Origin of the sequence: Streptomyces sp. NBC_00523, from assembly GCF_036346615.1 — a bacterium.
GTDB lineage: Bacteria > Actinomycetota > Actinomycetes > Streptomycetales > Streptomycetaceae > Streptomyces.
Map to the genome: position 1 here is coordinate 3,491,102 of NZ_CP107836.1, position 20,672 is coordinate 3,511,773.

Annotated in this window: 22 protein-coding genes and 1 tRNA gene; 14 read left to right on the forward strand and 9 right to left on the reverse strand. The window is 68.9% G+C overall.

Annotated elements, in window-relative coordinates:
- Positions 1-7: 7 nt before the first annotated feature.
- The 4 genes from OHS17_RS15740 to dnaK form a co-directional block, all read right to left on the reverse strand.
- On the reverse strand, positions 8-454 hold the full coding sequence (locus tag OHS17_RS15740) for a heat shock protein transcriptional repressor HspR (RefSeq protein ID WP_018522258.1): 447 nt from the start codon (positions 452-454) through the stop codon (positions 8-10).
- 1 nt (position 455) lies between these two features.
- Complete coding sequence (gene dnaJ / locus OHS17_RS15745) at positions 456-1,640, reverse strand: molecular chaperone DnaJ (protein WP_018102077.1); 1,185 nt, start codon at positions 1,638-1,640, stop codon at positions 456-458.
- 132 nt (positions 1,641-1,772) lie between these two features.
- The gene (gene grpE, locus OHS17_RS15750; RefSeq protein WP_330312685.1) at positions 1,773-2,423 is read right to left on the reverse strand and encodes a nucleotide exchange factor GrpE; all 651 of its coding nucleotides are present in this window, start codon (positions 2,421-2,423) and stop codon (positions 1,773-1,775) included.
- On the reverse strand, positions 2,420-4,279 hold the full coding sequence (dnaK, locus tag OHS17_RS15755) for a molecular chaperone DnaK (protein ID WP_018102075.1): 1,860 nt from the start codon (positions 4,277-4,279) through the stop codon (positions 2,420-2,422). The genes grpE and dnaK overlap by 4 nt, the downstream gene beginning before the upstream one ends.
- 249 nt (positions 4,280-4,528) lie before the next feature.
- On the opposite strand from dnaK, the gene OHS17_RS15760 reads away from it, so the two are divergent.
- From OHS17_RS15760 to OHS17_RS15770, 3 genes are all read left to right on the forward strand, one after another.
- On the forward strand, positions 4,529-5,146 hold the full coding sequence (locus OHS17_RS15760) for a sugar transferase (RefSeq protein ID WP_330312686.1): 618 nt from the start codon (positions 4,529-4,531) through the stop codon (positions 5,144-5,146).
- A 141-nt stretch (positions 5,147-5,287) separates the two neighbouring features.
- A complete protein-coding gene (locus OHS17_RS15765; protein ID WP_330312687.1) occupies positions 5,288-7,555 on the forward strand; it encodes a (Fe-S)-binding protein in 2,268 nt (755 codons plus the stop codon).
- A 195-nt stretch (positions 7,556-7,750) separates the two neighbouring features.
- Positions 7,751-8,695 (forward strand): Yip1 family protein, encoded by a 945-nt coding sequence (locus OHS17_RS15770; protein ID WP_330312688.1) that lies wholly within the window; start codon positions 7,751-7,753, stop codon positions 8,693-8,695.
- 68 nt (positions 8,696-8,763) lie between these two features.
- Here OHS17_RS15770 and OHS17_RS15775 read toward each other — a convergent pair whose 3' ends face one another.
- Positions 8,764-9,264 (reverse strand): phosphoribosyltransferase, encoded by a 501-nt coding sequence (locus OHS17_RS15775; RefSeq protein WP_330312689.1) that lies wholly within the window; start codon positions 9,262-9,264, stop codon positions 8,764-8,766.
- A gap of 7 nt (positions 9,265-9,271) precedes the next feature.
- Positions 9,272-9,847 (reverse strand): dCTP deaminase, encoded by a 576-nt coding sequence (gene dcd, locus OHS17_RS15780; RefSeq protein WP_018102070.1) that lies wholly within the window; start codon positions 9,845-9,847, stop codon positions 9,272-9,274.
- A 452-nt stretch (positions 9,848-10,299) separates the two neighbouring features.
- Between dcd and OHS17_RS15785 the strand changes: the two genes are divergently transcribed.
- The 4 genes from OHS17_RS15785 (at position 10,300) to OHS17_RS15800 (ending at position 12,055) form a co-directional block, all read left to right on the forward strand.
- Positions 10,300-10,373: transfer RNA gene (locus OHS17_RS15785), tRNA-Gly, on the forward strand.
- A gap of 202 nt (positions 10,374-10,575) precedes the next feature.
- Entirely contained in the window at positions 10,576-10,995 is a 420-nt protein-coding gene (locus tag OHS17_RS15790) for a hypothetical protein (protein ID WP_330312690.1), read from the forward strand.
- A gap of 413 nt (positions 10,996-11,408) precedes the next feature.
- Entirely contained in the window at positions 11,409-11,657 is a 249-nt protein-coding gene (locus tag OHS17_RS15795; RefSeq protein WP_330312691.1) for a type II toxin-antitoxin system CcdA family antitoxin, read from the forward strand.
- Positions 11,654-12,055, forward strand: a complete 402-nt coding sequence (locus OHS17_RS15800; RefSeq protein WP_330312692.1) for a DNA-binding protein — start codon at positions 11,654-11,656, stop codon at positions 12,053-12,055. Before OHS17_RS15795 ends, OHS17_RS15800 begins: the two co-directional genes overlap by 4 nt.
- 318 nt (positions 12,056-12,373) lie before the next feature.
- Here the strand turns inward: OHS17_RS15800 and OHS17_RS15805 are convergent, their stop codons facing one another.
- Positions 12,374-13,825 carry an amidase gene (locus tag OHS17_RS15805; RefSeq protein WP_330315269.1) on the reverse strand — a complete coding sequence of 484 codons (1,452 nt, stop codon included), beginning with the start codon at positions 13,823-13,825 and terminating at the stop codon, positions 12,374-12,376.
- Positions 13,826-13,939: 114 nt separating this feature from the next.
- On the opposite strand from OHS17_RS15805, the gene OHS17_RS15810 reads away from it, so the two are divergent.
- Entirely contained in the window at positions 13,940-14,542 is a 603-nt protein-coding gene (locus OHS17_RS15810) for a TetR/AcrR family transcriptional regulator (RefSeq protein ID WP_330312693.1), read from the forward strand.
- Between the two features lie 424 nt (positions 14,543-14,966).
- Here the strand turns inward: OHS17_RS15810 and OHS17_RS15815 are convergent, their stop codons facing one another.
- Entirely contained in the window at positions 14,967-15,179 is a 213-nt protein-coding gene (locus OHS17_RS15815; protein WP_330312694.1) for a DUF6243 family protein, read from the reverse strand.
- Positions 15,180-15,700: 521 nt separating this feature from the next.
- Between OHS17_RS15815 and OHS17_RS15820 the strand changes: the two genes are divergently transcribed.
- The 4 genes from OHS17_RS15820 to OHS17_RS15835 all read left to right on the forward strand — a co-directional run bounded on the left by OHS17_RS15820 (position 15,701) and on the right by OHS17_RS15835 (position 18,314).
- Positions 15,701-15,904, forward strand: a complete 204-nt coding sequence (locus tag OHS17_RS15820; protein ID WP_018102064.1) for a cold-shock protein — start codon at positions 15,701-15,703, stop codon at positions 15,902-15,904.
- Positions 15,905-16,096: 192 nt separating this feature from the next.
- Positions 16,097-17,539, forward strand: a complete 1,443-nt coding sequence (locus tag OHS17_RS15825; RefSeq protein ID WP_330312695.1) for a DEAD/DEAH box helicase — start codon at positions 16,097-16,099, stop codon at positions 17,537-17,539.
- Between the two features lie 46 nt (positions 17,540-17,585).
- Positions 17,586-17,930 (forward strand): CBS domain-containing protein, encoded by a 345-nt coding sequence (locus tag OHS17_RS15830; protein ID WP_443066172.1) that lies wholly within the window; start codon positions 17,586-17,588, stop codon positions 17,928-17,930.
- A gap of 72 nt (positions 17,931-18,002) precedes the next feature.
- Complete coding sequence (locus OHS17_RS15835) at positions 18,003-18,314, forward strand: SCO5918 family protein (protein ID WP_330312696.1); 312 nt, start codon at positions 18,003-18,005, stop codon at positions 18,312-18,314.
- A 140-nt stretch (positions 18,315-18,454) separates the two neighbouring features.
- Here the strand turns inward: OHS17_RS15835 and OHS17_RS15840 are convergent, their stop codons facing one another.
- Entirely contained in the window at positions 18,455-18,814 is a 360-nt protein-coding gene (locus OHS17_RS15840) for a hypothetical protein (RefSeq protein ID WP_018102062.1), read from the reverse strand.
- Between the two features lie 677 nt (positions 18,815-19,491).
- Here OHS17_RS15840 and OHS17_RS15845 point away from each other — a divergent pair.
- On the forward strand, positions 19,492-19,830 hold the full coding sequence (locus OHS17_RS15845; RefSeq protein ID WP_026171381.1) for a MerR family transcriptional regulator: 339 nt from the start codon (positions 19,492-19,494) through the stop codon (positions 19,828-19,830).
- Between the two features lie 97 nt (positions 19,831-19,927).
- Positions 19,928-20,671, forward strand: coding sequence for a GOLPH3/VPS74 family protein (locus OHS17_RS15850; protein WP_330312697.1), 744 nt, complete (start codon positions 19,928-19,930; stop codon positions 20,669-20,671).
- Position 20,672 lies beyond the last annotated feature (1 nt).

Sequence of the window (20,672 nt, forward strand, 5' to 3'; positions counted from 1 at the left end):
CGCGGGGTCAGTCCTTGGGGCGCTTGGGGCGCCAGACCACCAGGGCGCTGGTCTGCTGCACGTCCTGGTAGGGGACCAGGTCGCGCCGGTACGACGCGTGGACCTGGGCCTCGCGCTGCTGCATGGCCGCCGCGGCTCCGTCCACGGCCGCCGAGAGTTCGGCGACACGCTGCTGGAGCGCCGCGACCTGGTTCTCCAGCTCGATGATGCGCTTGATGCCGGCGAGGTTGATGCCCTCGTCCTGCGACAGCTGCTGCACCGTACGCAGCAGCTCGATGTCGCGGGCCGAGTAGCGCCGGCCGCGTCCGGCCGTACGGTCGGGCGAGACCAGGCCGAGGCGGTCGTACTGGCGCAGTGTCTGCGGATGCAGGCCCGAGAGCTGGGCCGCGATCGAGATCACGTACACCGGGGACTCGTCGGTCAGTTCGTAAGGATTACGCCGTCGGCCGTCCACCTCAAGCTCCCTTCGCCGCCTGGAACAGCTCCGCCCTCGGGTCATGCCCCGCAGTCGCCTTGCGGTATGCCTCCAGCGCGTCCCTGGCCTCGGTGCCGAGGTCGGTGGGCACGGTCACCTCGACGGTGACCAGGAGGTCGCCCCGGGTGCCGTCCTTGCGGACCGCGCCCTTGCCGCGGGCCCGCATCGTACGCCCATTCGGCGTACCGGCCGGTAGCTTGAGGGTCACGGAGGGTCCGCCGAGCGTCGGGACCTTCACCTCGCCGCCGAGCGCCGCCTCCGTGAAGGTGACGGGCACCGTGACGGTGAGGTTGTCGCCCTTGCGGCCGAAGACCGGGTGGGCGTCGACGTGGACCACGACGTACAGATCGCCGGCCGGCCCGCCGCGCTCGCCCGGGGCGCCCTTGCCACGCAGCCGGATGCGCTGCCCGTCCGAGACGCCCGCCGGGATGCGTACCTGCATGGTCTTCGAGGACCTGGCCCGGCCACTGCCCTTGCAGACGTCGCAGGGGTCCTGGGCGATGAGGCCGCGGCCCTTGCAGTCCACGCACGGGTCGGTGAGCGAGAAGCCGCCGCCGCTGCCGCGCGAGACCTGGCCGGTGCCGACACAGGTCGGGCAGACCCTGGGGGTGCCGTTCTTGTCGCCGGTGCCGGAGCACGCCTTGCAGGGCGCCTGGCTGGACATCCGGAGCGGGACCGTGGCCCCGTCGACCGCCTCGGTGAAGCTGAGCGTCACCTCGGACTCGATGTCCTGGCCGCGCCGCGGCTGCACCCTCGTACCGGCGCCGCCGCCACGGTTGAAGAGGCCGCCGAACACGTCGCCGAGGCCGCCGCCGCCGAAACCGCCGGCGCCGCCCTGGCTGCCTCCCTGGGCGCCTCCGAAGAGGTCCCCCAGGTCGAAGTTGAAGTTGCCCTGGGCGCCACCGGGCCCGGCGCGGAAGCCGCCGTTGCCGAAGAGGGCGCGCGCCTCGTCGTACTCCTTGCGCCTCTTGGCGTCACCGAGGACGTCATTCGCCTCGGAGATCTCCTTGAAGCGCTCCTCCGCCTTGTCGTCGCCCTTGTTGGCGTCCGGGTGGAACTCGCGGGCGAGCTTCCGGTACGCCTTCTTGATCTCGGCGTCGGTGGCGTCCTTGGGGACGCCGAGAACCTTGTAGTAGTCCTTCTCGACGAAGTCCTTCGTACTCATCGACGTCCCTCCTTCCGGACGACCGGCCGGGAGCCTCCCGTCCGGGCGGCGCCGGGCCCGCAGGCCCTGGCACCGACCGGACGGGAGGCCCTGGTGGCCAGGCGGTGTGCTGCCAGGTGATCGGACAGGATGTCAGACCTCCTCGCCGCCACCGCTCTCCTGGTCGTCTGCCTTCTCTTCCTTCGCGGCCGCGGGAGCCGCCCCCGGCTGGGGTTCGGCGACCGCGACCCGCGCGGGGCGGATGGTGCGCTCGCCGATCCGGTAGCCGGGCTGCAGGATCGCCACGCAGGTCGTCTCCGTGACGTCCGGCGCGTAGCTGTGCATCAGGGCCTCGTGGACCGTCGGGTCGAAGGGCTCGCCCTCCTTGCCGAACTGCTGGAGGCCCAGCTTCGCGACGACCGTCTCCAGCGATTCGGCCACCGACTTGAACCCGCCCACGAGCTCGCCGTGCTCCCGGGCCCGGCCGACGTCGTCCAGGACGGGCAGCAGCTCGGACAGGAGGTTCGCGACGGCGATCTCCTTGACCGTGACCCGGTCCCGCTCCACACGGCGGCGGTAGTTCTGGTACTCGGCCTGAAGCCGCTGGAGGTCCCCGGTGCGCTCGCTGAGCGCCGTGCGGACCTGGTCCAGCTGCGCGGTCAGGGCCGTGTTCTCGTTCGCGTCCCCGGCCGGGGCCGCCGCCTCCTCCTCGGAGGGGGTGGCGGCCTTCGGCTCGGCGTCGTCAGAGGTGGCGCCGGAGGGGACGTCGGGCTTCTCCTCGAAGCCCGGAGTCTCCTCGGTCACGCCGCACCGCCCTTGGAGTCCTTCTCGTCGTCCACGATCTCGGCGTCGACGACATCGTCCTGGGCGTCGCCCTGGGCCTGCTCGGCACCCGGCTGCGCGTCGGCCTGCGGGCCACCCTCGGCCTGGGCGTTGGCGTACATCGCCTGGCCCAGCTTCTGGGAGACGGCCGCGACCTTCTCGGTGGCCGTGCGGATCTCGGCGGAGTCCTCGCCCTTGAGCTTCTCCTTCAGCTCGGTGACCGCGGTCTCCACCTCCGTCTTCACGTCGGCCGGGACCTTGTCCTCGTTGTCCTTGAGGAACTTCTCGGTCTGGTAGACGAGCTGCTCGCCCTGGTTGCGCGACTCGGCGGCCTCGCGGCGGGCGTGGTCCTCCTCCGCGTACTTCTCGGCCTCCTCACGCATCCGGTTGACCTCGTCCTTCGGCAGCGAGGAGCCGCCGGTGACGGTCATCTTCTGCTCCTTGCCGGTGCCGAGGTCCTTGGCCGTCACGTGCATGATGCCGTTGGCGTCGATGTCGAAGGAGACCTCGATCTGCGGGACACCGCGCGGGGCCGGCGGCAGACCGGTCAGCTCGAACATCCCGAGCTTCTTGTTGTACGCCGCGATCTCGCGCTCGCCCTGGTAGACCTGGATCTGCACGGACGGCTGGTTGTCCTCGGCCGTCGTGAAGATCTCGGACCGCTTGGTCGGGATCGTGGTGTTCCGCTCGATGAGCTTGGTCATGATGCCGCCCTTGGTCTCGATACCGAGGGACAGCGGGGTGACGTCGAGGAGCAGGACGTCCTTGACCTCGCCCTTGAGGACACCGGCCTGGAGCGAGGCGCCGATGGCGACGACCTCGTCCGGGTTCACACCCTTGTTGGCCTCCTGGCCGCCGGTCAGCTCCTTGACGAGCTCGGCGACGGCCGGCATGCGGGTGGAGCCACCGACGAGAACGACGTGGTCGATCTCGGAGAGCTGGATGCCCGCGTCCTTGATGACGTTGTGGAACGGGGTCTTGCAGCGGTCCAGGAGGTCCGCGGTGAGCTGCTGGAACTGCGAGCGCGTGAGCTTCTCGTCCAGGTGCAGCGGGCCCTCGGCCGACGCCGTGATGTACGGCAGGTTGATCGTGGTCTCCGTCGAGGAGGACAGCTCGATCTTCGCCTTCTCCGCGGCCTCGCGGAGACGCTGGAGAGCCATCTTGTCCTTGGACAGGTCCACGCCGTGGCCGTTGGCGAACTGCTTCACCAGGTAGTCGACGACGCGCTGGTCCCAGTCGTCACCACCGAGGTGGTTGTCACCGTTGGTGGCCTTGACCTCGACCACGCCGTCGCCGATCTCCAGGAGCGACACGTCGAAGGTGCCGCCACCGAGGTCGAAGACGAGGATCGTCTGGTCGTCCTTGTCGAGCCCGTACGCCAGCGCGGCGGCGGTCGGCTCGTTGACGATGCGCAGGACGTTCAGACCCGCGATCTCGCCGGCCTCCTTGGTCGCCTGGCGCTCGGAGTCGTTGAAGTACGCCGGGACGGTGATCACCGCGTCGGTGACCTTCTCGCCCAGGTAGGACTCCGCGTCGCGCTTCAGCTTCTGCAGGATGAAGGCGCTCATCTGCTGCGGGTTGAAGCTCTTGCCGTCCAGGTCGATCTTCCAGTCAGTGCCCATGTGGCGCTTGACGGAGCGGATGGTCCTGTCGACGTTGGTCACAGCCTGGCGCTTGGCGACCTCGCCGACCAGCACCTCGCCGTTCTTCGCGAAGGCGACGACGGACGGCGTGGTCCTGGCGCCCTCTGCGTTGGTGATGACGGTGGGCTCGCCGCCTTCGAGAACGCTGACGACGGAGTTAGTCGTGCCCAGGTCGATGCCGACCGCACGTGCCATTTCGATTCCTCCAACTGACTACTTGAGTGGATCTGACTCAAGGATGCACGACTCCCCTCTCGGAGTCAACAGACCTGAGTCGGCTCGGCTCAACTTAGGTGCTCCCCCTGCGCGCCATCGGCGACACCTGGCGCCTCATGCGCCGCACAGCCCTCCCCCATCATGGCCGCATGGGATCGTTCTGTCACAAAATGCCGTGAGCAGCACAAAAGCGGCATTCGATCCGCCGAGTGCAGGCAGGTGCGAACGATGCGTACGCAGAAACAGTGGGGAGGCGCGCCCCGGCCGCGCCTCCGGCGGCCGCCCCGGCTCCCCCGCCCGAGCGCCAAACGCACCCTCGATCTGTTCCTCGGTTCGGCCCTGCTGCTCCTCACGTCCCCTTTACTTGCGGCCGCCGCCCTGGCACTGGCCGCACAGGGCCGCCGCGTGACGCGCCGCTCCCCGCGCACCGGCCTGCACGGCAGCCCTTTCGTCCTGTACTACCTGGACACCCGGTGGCTGAAGCTGGACGTGATCTCGCGCCTGCACCACGTGGTGCGCGGTGAGCTCTCCCTCGTCGGGCCCGCGCCGCTCGCCCCGGGCGACGCACGGAACGGCACCGGGGGCGCCCGGCACTGGCGGCAGGAGCTGAAGCCCGGGCTGACCGGCCTGGCCCAGGTGCGGCACCGGTCGGCGATGCCCTGGGACGAGGCGGACCTCCTGGACCAGCACTATGCCCAGCACCAGGGGCTGCGGCTGGACCTCGCGGTGCTCGCCGAGGCCGTCCGCGTACCCCTGCGCGAGGCGGCCCACACCCTGCCGTGGCCCGGCAAGGCACACCTGAGCGACACAGATCACCGCCTGCCCGGCTACAGCACGGCGGAATAAGTGGGTAGTGTCGGCACAGACTGATTAAGTTACTGCTTAGTAGTAGCGATACTCGTAGTCCCAGTGGTCACTGGAAGACGCAGTACCCGCTAGTGGACGCTGGATCGATCCCACCCTCGCCGCAGGCCCGAGGAGCCCCCAATGCAACTCGCCGCGATCATCGTGTCGCTGGTGCTGACCGTGGTCGGCGTTGCGCTCATCGCCCGAGCCGTCGCGCAGATCTACCGGTTCGTCACGCTCGGACAGCCGGTTCCGGCCGGCAGCCGCACCGACTCCGTGAAACAGCGCACGATCACGCTGGCCAAGGAGTTCGTCGGCCACACCAGGATGAACCGATGGGGCATCATCGGCATCGCCCACTGGTTCGTCGCCGTCGGCTTCCTGACCCTGGGCCTGACCATCGTCACGGCGTACGGTCAGCTGTTCAAGGCCGACTGGGTCCTGCCCGTCCTCGGCGGCTGGCTGCCGTACGAGGTGTACACGGAGTTCATCGCGCTCGCGACCACCGTGGGCATCCTCGTCCTCATCGCGATCCGCCAGCTGAACCTGCCCTCCCGGGCCGGCCGCAAGTCGCGTTTCGCGGGTTCGAAGATGGGCCAGGCGTACTTCGTCGAGGCCGTCATCCTCGTCATCGGTCTCGCGATCATGACGCTTCGCGGCCTCGAGGGCGCGCTGCACCACGTGGACGGCTACGAGGCCGCGTACTTCGCCTCGTACCCGCTGGTCGCGGCGTTCAAGGGGCTCAGCCTCGGCACGCTCCAGAACCTCGTCTACCTCACCGCCATGATCAAGCTCGGCGTCACCATGACCTGGGCGATCACCGTCGGCCTCAACACCAACATGGGTGTCGCCTGGCACCGCTTCCTGGCGTTCCCGAACATCTGGTTCAAGCGGAACGCCGACGGCGCGGTGGCGCTGGGCGCCCTCCAGCCGATGACGACCGGCGGCAAGGAGATCGACTGGGAGGACCCGGCCGACGACGCCGTGTTCGGTGTCTCCCAGGTCGAGCAGTTCTCCTGGAAGGGCATCCTCGACTTCTCCACCTGCACCGAGTGCGGCCGCTGCCAGTCGCAGTGCCCCGCCTGGAACACCGGCAAGCCGCTCTCGCCGAAGCTCCTGATCATGTCCCTGCGCGACCACGCGCACGCCAAGGCCCCCTACCTGCTGGCCGGCGGCGGCAAGGACATGGAGGGCGAGGAGAAGGCCACCGAGGAGCAGCTGAAGGACGTTCCCGCGGCCGCCCTCGCGGAGGCCGAGCGCCCGCTGATCGGCACGGTCGAGGAGAACGGCGTCATCGACCCGGACGTCCTCTGGTCCTGCACCACCTGCGGTGCGTGCGTGGAGCAGTGCCCGGTCGACATCGAGCACGTCGACCACATCGTGGACATGCGCCGCTACCAGGTGATGATCGAGTCCGCGTTCCCGTCCGAGGCGGGGACCATGCTCAAGAACCTGGAGAAGAAGGGCAACCCCTGGGGGCTCGCCAAGAAGCAGCGCGTCGAGTGGACCAAGGAGGTCGACTTCGAGGTCCCGATCGTCGGCAAGGACGTCGAGGACCTCACCGAGGTCGACTACCTCTACTGGGTCGGCTGCGCCGGTGCCCTGGAGGACCGCGCCAAGAAGACCACCAAGGCCTTCGCGGAGCTGCTGCACATCGCGGGCGTCAAGTTCGCGATCATGGGCGGCGACGAGAAGTGCACCGGTGACTCGGCCCGCCGTCTCGGCAACGAGCCGCTGTTCCAGCAGCTCGGCGCGGAGAACGTGGCGATGCTGAACATGGCGTTCGGCGAGGACGACGAGGACGACTCGACCAAGAAGGCCAAGGCCTCCAAGAAGATCGTCGCGACCTGCCCGCACTGCTTCAACACGATCGCGAACGAGTACCCGCAGCTCGGCGGCGAGTACGAGGTCATCCACCACACGCAGCTGCTCCAGCACCTCATCGACGAGGGCAAGCTGATCCCGGTGACCCCTGTCGAGGGCCTGATCACGTACCACGACCCCTGCTACCTGGGCCGTCACAACAAGATCTACACGCCCCCGCGCGAGATCATCGCGAAGGTGCCGGGCCTCCGGAACGAGGAGATGCACCGCCACAAGGAGCGCGGCTTCTGCTGCGGCGCCGGTGGTGCCCGGATGTGGATGGAGGAGCGGATCGGCAAGCGCATCAACAACGAGCGCGTGGACGAGGCCCTCTCCCTCAACCCGGACATCGTCTCGACGGCCTGCCCGTTCTGCCTGGTCATGCTGACCGACTCGGTCAACGGCAAGAAGAACGACGGCAAGGCGAAGGAGTCCGTCCAGGTCGTGGACGTCTCCCAGCTGCTGCTCGACTCCGTGAAGACCCCGGCCGACCCGGCGGGCGAGCAGGAGTCGGCGGACGAACCGGAGCCGGAACCGGCGAAGTAGCCGGGCCCGCGTCACGGCGCGGTGAAGCGGTCGGACCTGCCTCGGGGGCAGGACCGGCCGCTTCCGCGTTCCCCCGGCGGATGCTGGGGATAACCCCCGGGGGTCCCCTTAGGGGATGTCACATCTACGCGTCAAAGGGCGGCACTTCCCCGGCCCCGGGCCCCCGTAACCGGCGGAGCGGGTACGTTCGATGACGTGGCTGGATTCAGGATCGGACGCGGCCGGGACAACCGCACCCCGCAGCAAGGGCAACAGCAACCGCGGCAGCAGCCGTACGGCAATCAGGCATCGCCGCCGCCGTACGGGCAGCAGCAATGGCCGCCGTCGGGAGGACAGGGCGCCCCGCACCACGCCGCACCGGGCTACCACGGCGGGCACCAGGGGGGCGGTGGCCACCCGGGCGGCGGCTACACCGGCGCCGGCCCGGACGAGCCGGAGTACTTCACCGACCCGACGCCGTACCCGTATCCCCAGGGCCCCAACCCCGGCGACCCGTACGCGAACAATCCGGGCCACACGCAGGCGTTCCGCGTGGACGAGGAGCCGTACAGCGACGGCAACGCCTACCGCGCCGGACACGCGCCCGCGGCTCCCATGGGCCCGCGCCTGCACTGGAAGCAGCTGCTGAGCGGCATCGTGACGCGCCCCGGCCCGACGTTCTGGCAGATGCGCGACTACGCGGTCTGGGGCCCCGCCCTGACCGTGACGTTCCTCTACGGCCTCCTGGCGCTCTTCGGCTTCGACCAGGCCCGCGACGACGCGATCCACTCCCCGGTCTCCAGCGCGGTGCCCTACGTCATCCTCACGGGCGTCTGCTTCGTGCTCGGCGGCCTGGTCCTTGGCGCGGTCACCCACACGCTGGCCCGCCAGCTCGGCGGCGACGGCGCGTGGCAGCCGACGGTGGGCCTGTCCATGCTGATCATGTCGATCACGGACGTCCCGCGCCTGGTCTTCGCGATGTTCCTGGGCGGCGAGAACGCGCTGGTCGTCATCCTCGGCTGGGTCACCTGGCTGGCCGCGGCGGCGCTGCTCACCTCGATGGTCAGCAAGTCGCACGACCTGCCGTGGCCGAAGGCGCTGGGCGCGTCGGCGATCCAGCTGCTGGCGCTGGTCTCGATCCTCAAGCTGGGCACGATCTGACGGCTGCGCCGCGCGTACGGAAAAGGGCCCCGGGGTGACCGGGGCCCTTTCGCGCGATAAGGCTCTTACTACGCGTCGAGAACCTGCCCACTACGCCGCACGACGGGCTTCTCCACACTCCACGGGAAGTTGATCCAGCGGTCGGTCTTCTTCCACACGTACTCGCACTGCACGAGCGAGTGGGACTTCTCGTAGATGACCGCGGACCGCACCTCGGCGACGTGGTCGATGCAGAAGTCGCGCACCAGCTTCAGCGTCTTGCCGGTGTCGGCGACGTCGTCGGCGATCAGGACCTTCTTGTCCGAGAAGTCGATCACGTTGGGCACGGGCGCCAGCATGACCGGCATCTCCAGGGTGGTGCCCACGCCCGTGTAGAACTCCACGTTCACCAGGTGGATGTTCTTGCAGTCCAGCGCGTACGCCAGACCGCCCGCGACGAACACCCCGCCACGCGCGATGCTCAGCACCACGTCGGGCTGGTACCCGTCGTCGGCCACGGCCTGCGCCAGCTCGCGTACGGCGTGGCCGAAGCCGTCGTACGTCAGGTTCTCCCGTACATCGTCGGTCATCGGGCCCTCACACCTGCGTCCGGTGGAAATTCATGAAGGAGCGCGAAGCGGTGGGACCGCGCTGCCCCTGATAGCGCGATCCGTACCGCTCGGAGCCGTAAGGGAACTCGGAAGGAGAACTCAGCCGGAACATGCACAGCTGGCCGATCTTCATACCGGGCCAGAGCTTTATCGGCAGCGTCGCGAGATTCGACAGTTCCAGGGTCACGTGCCCGGAGAAGCCCGGGTCGATGAAGCCGGCCGTGGAATGCGTGACCAGCCCGAGCCGGCCGAGCGAGCTCTTCCCCTCCAGCCGCGACGCGAGATCGTCGGGCAGCGAGATGACCTCGTACGTCGACGCCAGCACGAACTCCCCGGGGTGCAGGATGAACGCGTCGTCCCCCTCCGGTTCGACGGTGCGGGTCAGGTCCACCTGCTCGACGGCGGGGTCGATGTGCGGGTAGCGGTGGTTCTCGAACACCCGGAAATAGCGGTCGAGCCGCACGTCGATACTCGACGGCTGCACCATCGACGCGTCGAATGGATCAATGCGTACGCGTCCGGCGTCGATCTCGGCGCGGATGTCCTTGTCTGAGAGAAGCACCCACCGAGGATACGCAGAACGCGCGGGTCCGCCCTCATCGGGCCGCCCGCGCGCCTGTCCTCCGTCACCCGCCGCCGCTACCGCCGCTCGAACACCACGGGAACGGCATGCCGCAACCGCGCGCACCGGGGACACCGGATGAGCCGCCCGGGCCCGATCCGCCCTGCCCCGAGCTGCTGCATCGGAAACGAGCTGGTAGCGAAAACGTGCCCTTCGGCACAGCGGACGACGGTGCGCTCCATGGAGTCCATCAAGTCCCTTCCCCATCAAGCCGTGGACGAGACCGCCACATTAGGGGATGAACGGGGCCCCCCTCCACGCGGCACTCCGACACCCACGCTACGCCCCCAACTCCCGCCACACACACAGCCGATCCGGGACGTCGCCGCGAGGGGATCGCGATGGGGTACAGTGTGCGAGGATGCGCCGCTGGATACGCGGCATCCCATTTCGCGGGTGTAGTTTAATGGTAGAACATGAGCTTCCCAAGCTCAGAGCGCGAGTTCGATTCTCGTCACCCGCTCCACATGAAAGCCCCAGGCCATCGGCCCGGGGCTTTCTGCCGTCCGGACCAGTTCAGGGGTCCGGCACCAGAGGGCCCTGCCTCCGCCCCGCTTAGCCCGGCCGTCGGACGCGCTCGGCACGCACCAACCAGGGCAAAACGGCCGACACCCGGCTGAGGGGTCCGGCTCCGCGGCCCCACCCACCTCGGCTGTACCGTGTCCGCCATGGCGGAGGAGAACGAATGGGGGCTGCGGCCACTCGGGCCAAGCGAGGTGAACCGCCTCCGGGGGCTCGCCGCAGCAGTTGCGGCGGACCTGGCCCGATCCGGGCTCGTCATATCCGGCCAGCAGAGTCAGTACCGGGAGAATTCGGCCGGCGGCCTGAGAGTCGAAGTGGTTGAATTCGACGACGCCGCAGGCGGCATCTGGCTCCACTGGGAGGTACACCCTTCCCTCCGGAAGGCGACGAGCGAGGCTCTCCGGGGGCAACGGTTCGATGACCCGGTGATCGCCTCCGCGGGCCGCATAAACGAGCGGATGGCATCGACGATCCTCCGCACGCTGGGGGCACTTGGGTACGTCGCGGAGCCAAGCGATGACGACTATCGGCCCTTTGCGATCAAGGTGCTCTCTGCCTCCACCTGAGCAACTGCCGTGCCCCTGGGCAACGCACACCCCCTGCCACCTCGCAGGAAGCCGTGCCAGAACGTGCCAGGAGGAGCGGTAAACAGCGGTCACCAAAGGATCCGACACCAGTCAGGACCTCACCATCGGAGCACGTTTCAGCAGGTCGGAGCCCATGCCAATGATCGAAGGCCGGGTGATTCCCCAAGCTCAGAGCGCGAGTCCGATTCTCGTCGCCCGCTCCACGACGAAGGCCCCGGTCAATGACTCGGGCCTTTTCCTTGCCGCCCAACGGCATCAGCTCGGAGCGTCACTCGCCAGGGACAGCCTGTGAGTGATCGCGCCCATGTCACCCGGAACTTGCGACCGCAGACGTCAAGGCTGGGAACCAGAAACCCGAGCCAGTGCGTGCATACCCAAGTATGCTTGACCTTATGTCCTCAACGACTCGCATCACCGTCACGCTCCCCAGCGACCAGGTGGCGGAACTCCGCAAGCTCACGGACAACGTCTCCGGCTACGTAGCGGAAGCCGTAGCCCGGCAGATCCGGCACCAGCTCCTGGGCGACGACCTCCGCCGTCATGAGGAAGAGCACGGAGCCTTCAGCGACGAGGAGCTCGCCGAGGCTCGCGCGAAGATCTTCGGCTCCGCCGGCTCCTCCACGAGCGCAGATGCCGCGTGAGTGAGCGTATCGAAACCGTCGTCCTGGACTCGGAAGGGCTCTCCGCCTGGATCGCGCAGGACCGCAAGCTCCTCGCGATGCTTCAGGTCTTCCACGACATGGGAGCCGACCTGGTCATCGGGGCCAACACCATCGTGGAAGTCAGCCACTCCCGCACCAACATGCCTCGCCTGAACTGGACTCTCTCCCGCGTCAAGGTGGAGCCCGTCACCGAAGCGGCGGCGAAAGCAGCAGCGGAACTCCTCAAAGGTGCCGGACTGCACGGGCACAAGTACGCCATCGATGCCACCGTCGCCGAGGTCGCACTCCGTCAGCCGAAGCCCGTCGCCCTGCTGACGTCCGACAGCGATGACATGATCAAGCTCTGCGGCAGCCAGGTTCGCATCATCCCTCTCTGACCAGCCGGCCCGGCCGGATCACGCGTCGCACTGCCGGCTCTCGTGCCCCGTCCGTGCCCAGCAGAGCGGACAACAGCGGTCAGACGGTTCCCAGAGACCGGGAACCATCCACCTGACCAATCCGAAATCACAGGTCAGAGCCCCTCCAGCAGCGTAAGAACCGCTGATTCCCAAGCTCAGAGCGCGAGTTCGATTCTCGTCACCCGCTCTTCCCACAAACCCTCAGGTCAACGGCCTGGGGGTTTGTCGTTTCCTGGACGCCGTGTGGCCGCGTGGCCTCTGCGCGACCCAAGTCGGCGTACGTGATGGGAGCGTTCTTCAGCGGGCTGGATGGTTCCCTGCCCATACCGTGGGGATTCGGCCTGACCACGGACTTGCCTGTTCGAGTTGTCCGGCGAGGCGGAAGAGTCGGCCTTCGAGGCCGTATCCGGCGGCGAACTGCATGCCGACCGGGAGCCCCGTCCCGGCATCGGCCGTCACGGGTACGGACATGGCGGGTGTGCCTGCCACGTTGAACGGCAAGGTGAATGGCGACAGGTCATGGATGCGCTCGATCCAGCCGAGGCCGTCCAGTGCCTCCGCCCCCTCCGTGTGAGTGCCGAGAGACACGGGAGGCTCCGGCAGGGTTGGCGTGAGGAGGATGTCGTACTCGTCGAAGTACCGCGCCAGGCTTCGGGCCACCCGGTTCCGCATCGCGAGAGCGGTGTGGAATTGCGCGCCGGCGACCCGATGCCCGTAGTGGTAGCCGGCGAGGGTCGCCGGTTCAAGGGTCGAGGAGTCGATGGGGCGGCCGAAGGCGGCGGCCAGGCCGTCGACCAGGGTGGCGAGGTTCACCGTCATGAGTCGGGCGTTGGCCAGGACGAATTCCTCCCAGCCGACGCCGAGGCCGACCTCGACCTCCGTTACCTGATGACCAAGGAATTCAAGCAACCGCACGGTGCGGAAGAGGGCGTCGGTCACCGGTGCGGTGGTGCGGCGTCCGCCCCACGCCTGGGCGAGAACACCGATGCGCAACGACCCCGGATGACGGGTGACTTCCTCCGCGTACGGCCGTGACGGCTGCGGGGCGAAGTAGGGGTCGCCCGATTCCGGGCCGCGTACCTGGTCGAGCAGTACCGCACTGTCGCGTACGGTGCGGCTGACGCTGCCGTGGACGGCCAGGCCGCTGAAGACCTCGTCGACGTCAGGCCCCATGGACACCCGGCCACGGGTCGGCTTGATCCCGAAGAGGCCGTTGTAGGCGGCGGGGATACGGAGCGATCCGGCGGCATCGGTGCCATGGGCGACCGGAACCACCCCGGCGGCGACAGCGGCGGCAGCGCCTCCACTGGACCCGCCTGCACTGCGCTCCAGATCCCACGGGTTACGGGTCACGCCGTACAACGCGGATTCCGTCGAGATGCCATAAGCCATCTCCGGTGTCGCGGTACGCCCGAACGTCACGAGGCCCGCACGCCGGAAGCGCTGCATCAGCGAGGAGTCGGCGCCGACGACGTTACCGGCCGCCAGGCGGCTTCCCAGCTCCATCCGCCTCCCGGCCATGGCCACCGCGATGTCTTTGATCAGAAAGGGGACGCCGGCCAGAGGTGTGCTGCCAGGGGCAGGTTCGTCGTCGGTCAGCCAGGTCTCCACGACGGCGTTGATCTGCGGATCAACTACCTGCACGGCTTGGCGTGCGACTGCCTCCAACTCGGCGGGCAGTACCTCACCCTCGGCCACCAGCTCCGCCAGCCCGACCGCGTCGAAACCCACGTACTCAGAAGCTTTCACTGTCACTCCCACCAAGAAAAATACCGTTGAGTGCCGAACGATACCCAACGGTATCGGGTGGGTCCGACTGGTACCGTGGCGAGGGTGTGAACCGCACGATCGACCGGAGTAGTCATGGCATCGACCCTCAGCAGGCCGAGCAGAGTGGCGAAGTTGCCGCCGCGTGAGCGCATTCTCGACGCCGCCGAAGAGCTCTTCCAGAGAGAAGGGATCCGGCTGGTGGGGGTCCAGGCGATCGCCGACAAGGCCGAGACCACCAAGATGGCGATCTACCGGCACTTCGAGACCAAGGACGCGCTGGTCGCGGAATGGCTGCGGATCGTCGCCGCGGACTATCAGGCGGCCTTCGACCGGGTGGAAGCCGAATATCCCGACCGGCCCGAGGAGCAGATTCTGGGCCTCGCCCGATTCATCGCCGAGGGGCTGTCGGCGATCTCATACAGGGGTTGCCCGTTCATCAACTCCCTCGCCGAGCTTCCCGACCGCCTTCATCCGGCACGGCGAGTGATCGAGGACCACAAGGCCCGCCAGACCCGCAGGCTGATCGGCATGTGCGCCGAAGCGCAGATGCGCGACCCCGGCCAGGCCGCGGCCGAGATCACCTTCGCACTCGAAGGGGCCCAGGTCAGCGCACAGAACGGAAGCATCGATCAGACGGGAGACCGCCTGATGAAAGTCGTCGAGGGAATCCTGGACCGGCACCGCTCGCCGCACTGAGTTGGTTGGCCGAGAGTGGCGGACCCGGAGACGCCGGCCGGGCGGACCCGAGACCCACCCAGCCCCTCGTGCCGAGACCGCGCTCTTGGCGGCGGATAAGAGCGGATGAAGGCCCTGAAGCAATATCTCGGCGTTCGGTTTCGGCAGGCCGTCGTTGCTCATGTGCGCCCGCTGCCAGAGCGCTTCCAGGTGAGCGATGTCTCCGGGACGGAGGGGTGTTGTTGCCCGCACGGGTACGGGGACAGCCGGTCGGCTTCGACGCCGATGGTCTCTCGTCGCCGCGGGCGGGGCAGCCGGGTCACGCCATGGAGCTCATCACCGTGCCGTACGGCGGCCGGCCCGCGTAACCGCATGCGCCGAGGACCGCACTCTTTTGCGGGGTGCGGTCCTCGGGCGCTGCCTGTGCCACGGCGTGCGCGGTACGTCAGGCCTGGGCGGCGTCGTCCGCCTGCCCCGTGTTCCCGGCCGCATGAGTCTTCTCCCGCATCTTGCGCACCAGCTCCGCCTTGCGGTCGGCGGCACCCTGGCGGTCGAGGTTGCGGTGCGGACCGTTGTTCTGCCGTTCGGCGCGGGACAGCTTCTTGCGCTGGCCGCCGCCCTGGCCCACGGGGTTGTTGATGTTCTTGCTGTCGGTCACGGGTTCTCCCGGTGGTGTCATGAAGGGATCCACGGTGGGGGACGGGAGGCTGTTACGGAAGACGTCAGCGGGGCCCGTCACGCTCTCAGCCGTGAATCGGCGCCTGGAAGAACGTGCCGAGGACGTTACCCGGTCCTGTCGGCCCCGCACGCCGCGCCTTCGGCGCCCCGGCGTCCGCCGGCGATCGGCTGGTCCGAGATGCCGGTGCCGCCGGGCGGAAACGCTCTGCCCGGGGTCGCTGAATACCTCTGTCGGCCGTCTCAGAATTTAGCGGTCCGCACCGGAAGGGTTTCTATTGCGGCGTGCGCGGGAAAATGTCGGGTGCACATAAACCCTTCTCGGCGTGCTACGGTCGGAGGCAGTTGCAGTTGTGGTACCCAAAAAAACTTCAGGCACCTCAGGCCGGCCGAAAGCCGAAGAGAGGCGCTTAGTATTTCCGGTCATTTCCGGGCAGGGCATCATCGCGGCGACACGGGGTCCGTAAAGTGCGGATTCTGCTGTACTGCCCAAAGGAGATTGACATGGCTACTGGCACCGTGAAGTGGTTCAACGCGGAAAAGGGTTTCGGCTTCATCGAGCAGGACGGTGGCGGCGCTGACGTGTTCGCCCACTACTCGAACATCGCCGCCCAGGGCTTCCGCGAGCTCCAGGAGGGCCAGAAGGTTTCCTTCGACATCGCGCAGGGCCAGAAGGGCCCGACGGCCGAGAACATCGTCACGGCCTGACGCCACGCGCAATCAGTAGCTGGGGCCCGCATCCTCCGGGGTGCGGGCCCCAGCTACTTGTTTTTTCTCCGCTGTCGGTACGGAATTCCCACCGGCCGCGTTCGCATTTCATTCGGTCCGTGCCTGTGATTCCCCGCGCCGCTCTTTCGCTGCGGAATTCCTTGATGCGTGCCGTATCAAGGAAGGTTCAACATGAACCCCACGCGCACAAACAGCCGGTCCGGCCCGGTTCGAGGCCGACGCTCCGGCGCTTCCGTCCCGAGCCGTTCGAGTGGCCGGCGGCCCGCCCCGATGCGGGGAGAATTCGCCGTGCCCAGGACGGTCACCCCGGCGCTGCCCGCGGTCAAGGTGTTCAGCGACCTCGACCTGCCGACGAGCCTGCTGGGCGCGCTCACCGCGCAGGGGCTGACCACGCCGTTCCCGATCCAGGGCGCGACGCTGCCGAACTCCCTGGCGGGCCGTGACGTCCTGGGCCGCGGCCGGACCGGCTCCGGCAAGACGCTCGCCTTCGGCCTGGCCCTGCTGGCCCGCACCGCCGGTCAGCGCGCCGAGCCCCGTCAGCCGCTGGCCCTGGTCCTCGTTCCCACCCGGGAGCTCGCGCAGCAGGTCACCGACGCCCTCACCCCGTACGCCCGGGCCGCGCAGCTGCGGCTGGCCACCGTCGTCGGCGGGATGTCGATCGGCCGGCAGGCGAGTGCGCTGCGGGGCGGTACGGAGGTCGTCGTGGCCACCCCCGGCCGCCTCAAGGACCTGATCGAACGCGGCGACTGCCGGCTGGACCGGGTCGCGATCACCGTCCTGGACGAGGCCGACCAGATGGCCGACATGGGGTTCATGCCGCAGGTCACCGCGCTTCTGGACCAGGTCCGCCCCGGGGGCCAGCGCATGCTGTTCTCCGCGACTCTGGACCGTAATGTCGACCTGCTGGTCCGGCGGTACCTCGCGGACCCCGTCGTCCACTCCGTGGACCCCTCCCAGGGCGCGGTCACCACCATGGAGCACCACGTCCTGCACGTGCACGGTGCCGACAAGCACCGGCTGACGACGGAGATCGCGGCGCGCGAGGGCCGGGTGATCATGTTCCTGGACACCAAGCACGCGGTGGACCGCCTCACCCAGCACTTCCTGGCCAGCGGGGTCCGTGCCGCCGCTCTGCACGGCGGGAAGTCGCAGCCGCAGCGCACGCGCACGCTGGCCCAGTTCAAGACCGGGCACGTCACGGTGCTGGTGGCGACGAACGTCGCGGCGCGCGGGATTCACGTCGACCACCTCGACCTCGTCGTCAACGTGGATCCGCCGACCGACCACAAGGACTACCTGCACCGGGGCGGCCGCACCGCGCGGGCCGGCGAGTCCGGCAGCGTCGTCACCCTGGTCACCAGCGGCCAGCGCCGCGAGATGACCCGCCTCATGGCGGCGGCCGGCATCGTCCCCCGTACCACCGAGGTCCGCTCCGGCGAGGCGGCGCTCAGCCGGATCACCGGCGCCCGGACCCCCTCCGGCGTCCCCGTGACGATCACGGCACCGGCCCCCGAGCGGCGCAGGCGCGGCGCGTCCGCCGCCGGGCGGCGCAACCCGGGGGCGGCGGCCCGGCGCGGAGGCGGGCGGCAGTCCGCCATGAACGCGGCGGCCTGAGCACCACGTGATCCGAATGACGGCCCATCTCCGCAGGAGGCACATGGTGACAACGGTTCAGAATCAGCCCGGCCCGGCGAACACCGACCCCGCGTCCGCGGCGACGCTCGACGCCATGGACGCGGCCGGGCCCCAGGTCTACGACGACATGACCGTGGAGGTGGCCCTGTCCGTCATGGCCAGTGCCAGGACCGGTCGGCTGAGGGTCTGCGACAACGACAGCCTGTGCACCGGGCTGGTGACCCGGGCCCAGCTCACCGTCGTCCGCGACGGCCCCGGCTACTCGGACCGGGTCCGGCTGCGCGACATCCTCGGGGACCGGGGGCCGTGTGCTCCGGCGGCCGAGCAGGCCATCCACCGGCGGCCCTCCGCCCTCGCCCAGGCGCTCTGAAGCGTCCGCCCCGGCGCTCCGAAGCGTCTCCCCCTGCGGAATCATCCGCCCTTTCTCTCCCTGTGAGGCATCGTGCGCTGTGTCATCGCCCGCTTCCCGTTCGAGCTCACCAAGAGCGGTGTCCTGGACTCCATGAAGGGCGTCAAGCCCGAGGAGATCGTCGGAGATTCCGTCACCATCGGCCGCCGCGCCTACCCCGTCAAGCAGGTCGGTGAGGTCGTCACCCGCCAGGACCGCCGCGACTTCAGCGCCGACGAGGTCCTCCGGGCGATGACCAAGCTCGGCTTCACCTGCCGCAGCGCTGCCCGGGAGGCCGTGCCCGCCCCGGCCCTCAGCCCGCTCCAGCACGCCTCGGCGATGCTGGGCACCCCGGTGGCCGTCTGACCCTGTATGAGGCCCGGCCGTCCAGCCGGGCGCGCGGCTGCTCGCCGTCGCCCGACGGAAGGCGCGAGCCGGAATCTGAGCAGTCGGAAGGGCCCGACCGGTACACACCGGTCGGGCCCTTTCGCGTACCCGTGGTTTCGTCAGTGTTCGGAGTACGTGAAGTCGCCCATGGTCCAGGCGCTGACGTCCTCGATCGCGACGCGGTACATCCCGCCCGTCTCCGGGATCCCCACCGTGCCCTGCAGGATCCGCGCCATGTGGAAGTGCAGATACGCGGGCGGTCCCTCCCTCCCGGCCGCGGTGGTGAACATGGCGGAGAACTCGCCCAGGCGGGCCGAGTCCGTCAGGACCTCCGACACCCGCTGCCGCCACACGGCTTCGGGCGCCAGGCGGCCGGTGATGACGGCACCACCGGCGACCACGGTCAGGGACATCTGGTTGCTGTGCCCGGACTCCACCAGCGTGGCGACGTCAACGAGCAGCTCGTCAGGCTTCGACATGAGAGCGAATCTTATGCACGTGTCGCCCCGTCGTCCCCTGGCCCCTCGCACAAGGTGGTCGGCCACGGGGCGGCCGGCGCCTCGGGCGCGGTGGTTTACCTCCTTGGAGTGAACCCGAAAATCTACGGTGGCCGCAGTAGACATTGCGCACTGGCGTGGCTAGGGTTTCTCTCGTAACCCAGAGAGGCAGTGATACCCGGCAGAGACGAACTGCCGGTGGTTGGACGTAGTCGCAGGACGGTGCGGCGGTGGAGTTTCGAAGCCAGGGTTGTTGTGACGGCGACGGGACTGACGGCCGGACCGGGTGGCCCGCAGCGAGGGGCCGCCGAGCGGGACCGCAGACACGACAGTCACGGCGCCCGTGAAAGCAGTACGCAGTACCCGCTGATAGACAGTCGATCACCGCAAGAAAGAACGGAGGAGCCCGCGCCATCAGGATCGCCCGGGGTTGAGCCTTTGGCCGGCCCGGGTACCGCAGGACATCGATAGTGAGGTGGTCTCCGGTCAAGCAACCGCGATCCCCGCGTCCCCGACAGCAGCCAGGTCGGAGCCGCGGATACAGAAGGCCGGTGCCGTGTCTGGACCGGCAGGTGGTGTAGTAGTTCCTTCGGGGCCTTGGTGCCGTTCGGCGCCAAGGCCCCTCAACGCGTTCCGTGCGTTCCACAAGAGAGGTGCAAGTGACAGCAGACGACTCGTACGGCCGTCTTGACGATGACGACTACCCCGCCTACACGATGGGCCGGGCCGCCGAGATGCTCGGCACGAGCCAAGGCTTCCTCCGCGCCATCGGTGAAGCCCGTCTGATCACCCCCCTGCGTTCGGAGGGCGGTCACCGCCGCTACTCCCGCTACCAACTGCGCATCGCCGCCCGCGCCCGCGAACTGGTCGACCAGGGCACGCCCATCGAGGCCGCCTGCCGCATCGTCGTACTGGAAGACCAGCTGGAAGAGGCGCAGCGCATCAACGCCGAGTACCGCCGCGCGAGGGAGTCGGCGGAGCCGCCGCGCGAGGACTGAGGCGACGCCGGGCCGCGCGGGCGCTCCGCTCACTTCGATTCGCGAGTGCGTGCGAACATGGCCCCGTTGTTCGTAGTGGGCTGGGGGTCATGTCGTCGTGTTCGTACCGCACTTCACGCTTCCCGAGGAGTTGTCGCTGCTTGCGCACGATCCCGTCGAGGGGCGGGTCGTGTGCCGGACGTACGCGCTGCGGATCGGGATCGCGGGGGCCGTTGCCGCCGAGTTGGTGCTGGCAGGGCGGGTCGAGGTGCGGGACGGGAAGATCGTCGCGTCCGGTGCGCCGGGGACCGGGGACTCGTTTCTCGATGCGGCGCTGGCCGGGGTCGCCGGGCGTCGCAAGGGGCACAAGCTTCAGCGGTGGGTACGCGATACCGCGGGCGTGAAGACCAGTGCGGGCAGGACGGACGAGGTGTGGCGCCACCGGCTCGTCGCGCGCGGGGCCCTGCGTGAGGAGCGCACCCGGACCCTGGGGGTCATCGCGCAGCGCCGCCACCTCGTGGGGGCGGACGACCGGACGTCGCCCGCACGCGAGCGGGTGTCCGCCGTGGGGAACGGGGCGACCGGCGACGAGCGCGCCCGGCTGCTCGCCGCGCTCGTCGGGGCGACCGGGCTGGCCGGACACGTACTGCCGGGGGACGAGTTGTTCCAGCCGCGCAGCGAGGTGACGGCCTCCGCCGGACGGGACCCCATAGCGCGGACCGTACGGGAACTGATCCGCGAGCGGGAGGGCACGCCGGGGCGGACACGCGGCGGCGAGTCGCTGCCCGAGAGCACGGGCCCGGGCTGGAATCCGCTGAGCTGGATCTTCGACGGCGACGGCGGCGACGGGGGCGGGGACTGAG

What these genes read in the sequence shown, in the direction of transcription:
- dnaJ (WP_018102077.1), bottom strand. Translation starts at nt 1,640, where the DNA reads ATGAGTACGAAGGACTTCGTCGAGAAGGACTACTACAAGGTTCTCGGC.
- dnaK (WP_018102075.1), bottom strand. Translation starts at nt 4,279, where the DNA reads ATGGCACGTGCGGTCGGCATCGACCTGGGCACGACTAACTCCGTCGTC.
- OHS17_RS15760 (WP_330312686.1), top strand. Translation starts at nt 4,529, where the DNA reads ATGCGTACGCAGAAACAGTGGGGAGGCGCGCCCCGGCCGCGCCTCCGG.
- OHS17_RS15765 (WP_330312687.1), top strand. Translation starts at nt 5,288, where the DNA reads ATGCAACTCGCCGCGATCATCGTGTCGCTGGTGCTGACCGTGGTCGGC.
- OHS17_RS15775 (WP_330312689.1), bottom strand. Translation starts at nt 9,264, where the DNA reads ATGACCGACGATGTACGGGAGAACCTGACGTACGACGGCTTCGGCCAC.
- OHS17_RS15790 (WP_330312690.1), top strand. Translation starts at nt 10,576, where the DNA reads ATGGCGGAGGAGAACGAATGGGGGCTGCGGCCACTCGGGCCAAGCGAG.
- OHS17_RS15795 (WP_330312691.1), top strand. Translation starts at nt 11,409, where the DNA reads ATGTCCTCAACGACTCGCATCACCGTCACGCTCCCCAGCGACCAGGTG.
- OHS17_RS15810 (WP_330312693.1), top strand. Translation starts at nt 13,940, where the DNA reads ATGGCATCGACCCTCAGCAGGCCGAGCAGAGTGGCGAAGTTGCCGCCG.
- OHS17_RS15820 (WP_018102064.1), top strand. Translation starts at nt 15,701, where the DNA reads ATGGCTACTGGCACCGTGAAGTGGTTCAACGCGGAAAAGGGTTTCGGC.
- OHS17_RS15825 (WP_330312695.1), top strand. Translation starts at nt 16,097, where the DNA reads ATGAACCCCACGCGCACAAACAGCCGGTCCGGCCCGGTTCGAGGCCGA.
- OHS17_RS15840 (WP_018102062.1), bottom strand. Translation starts at nt 18,814, where the DNA reads ATGTCGAAGCCTGACGAGCTGCTCGTTGACGTCGCCACGCTGGTGGAG.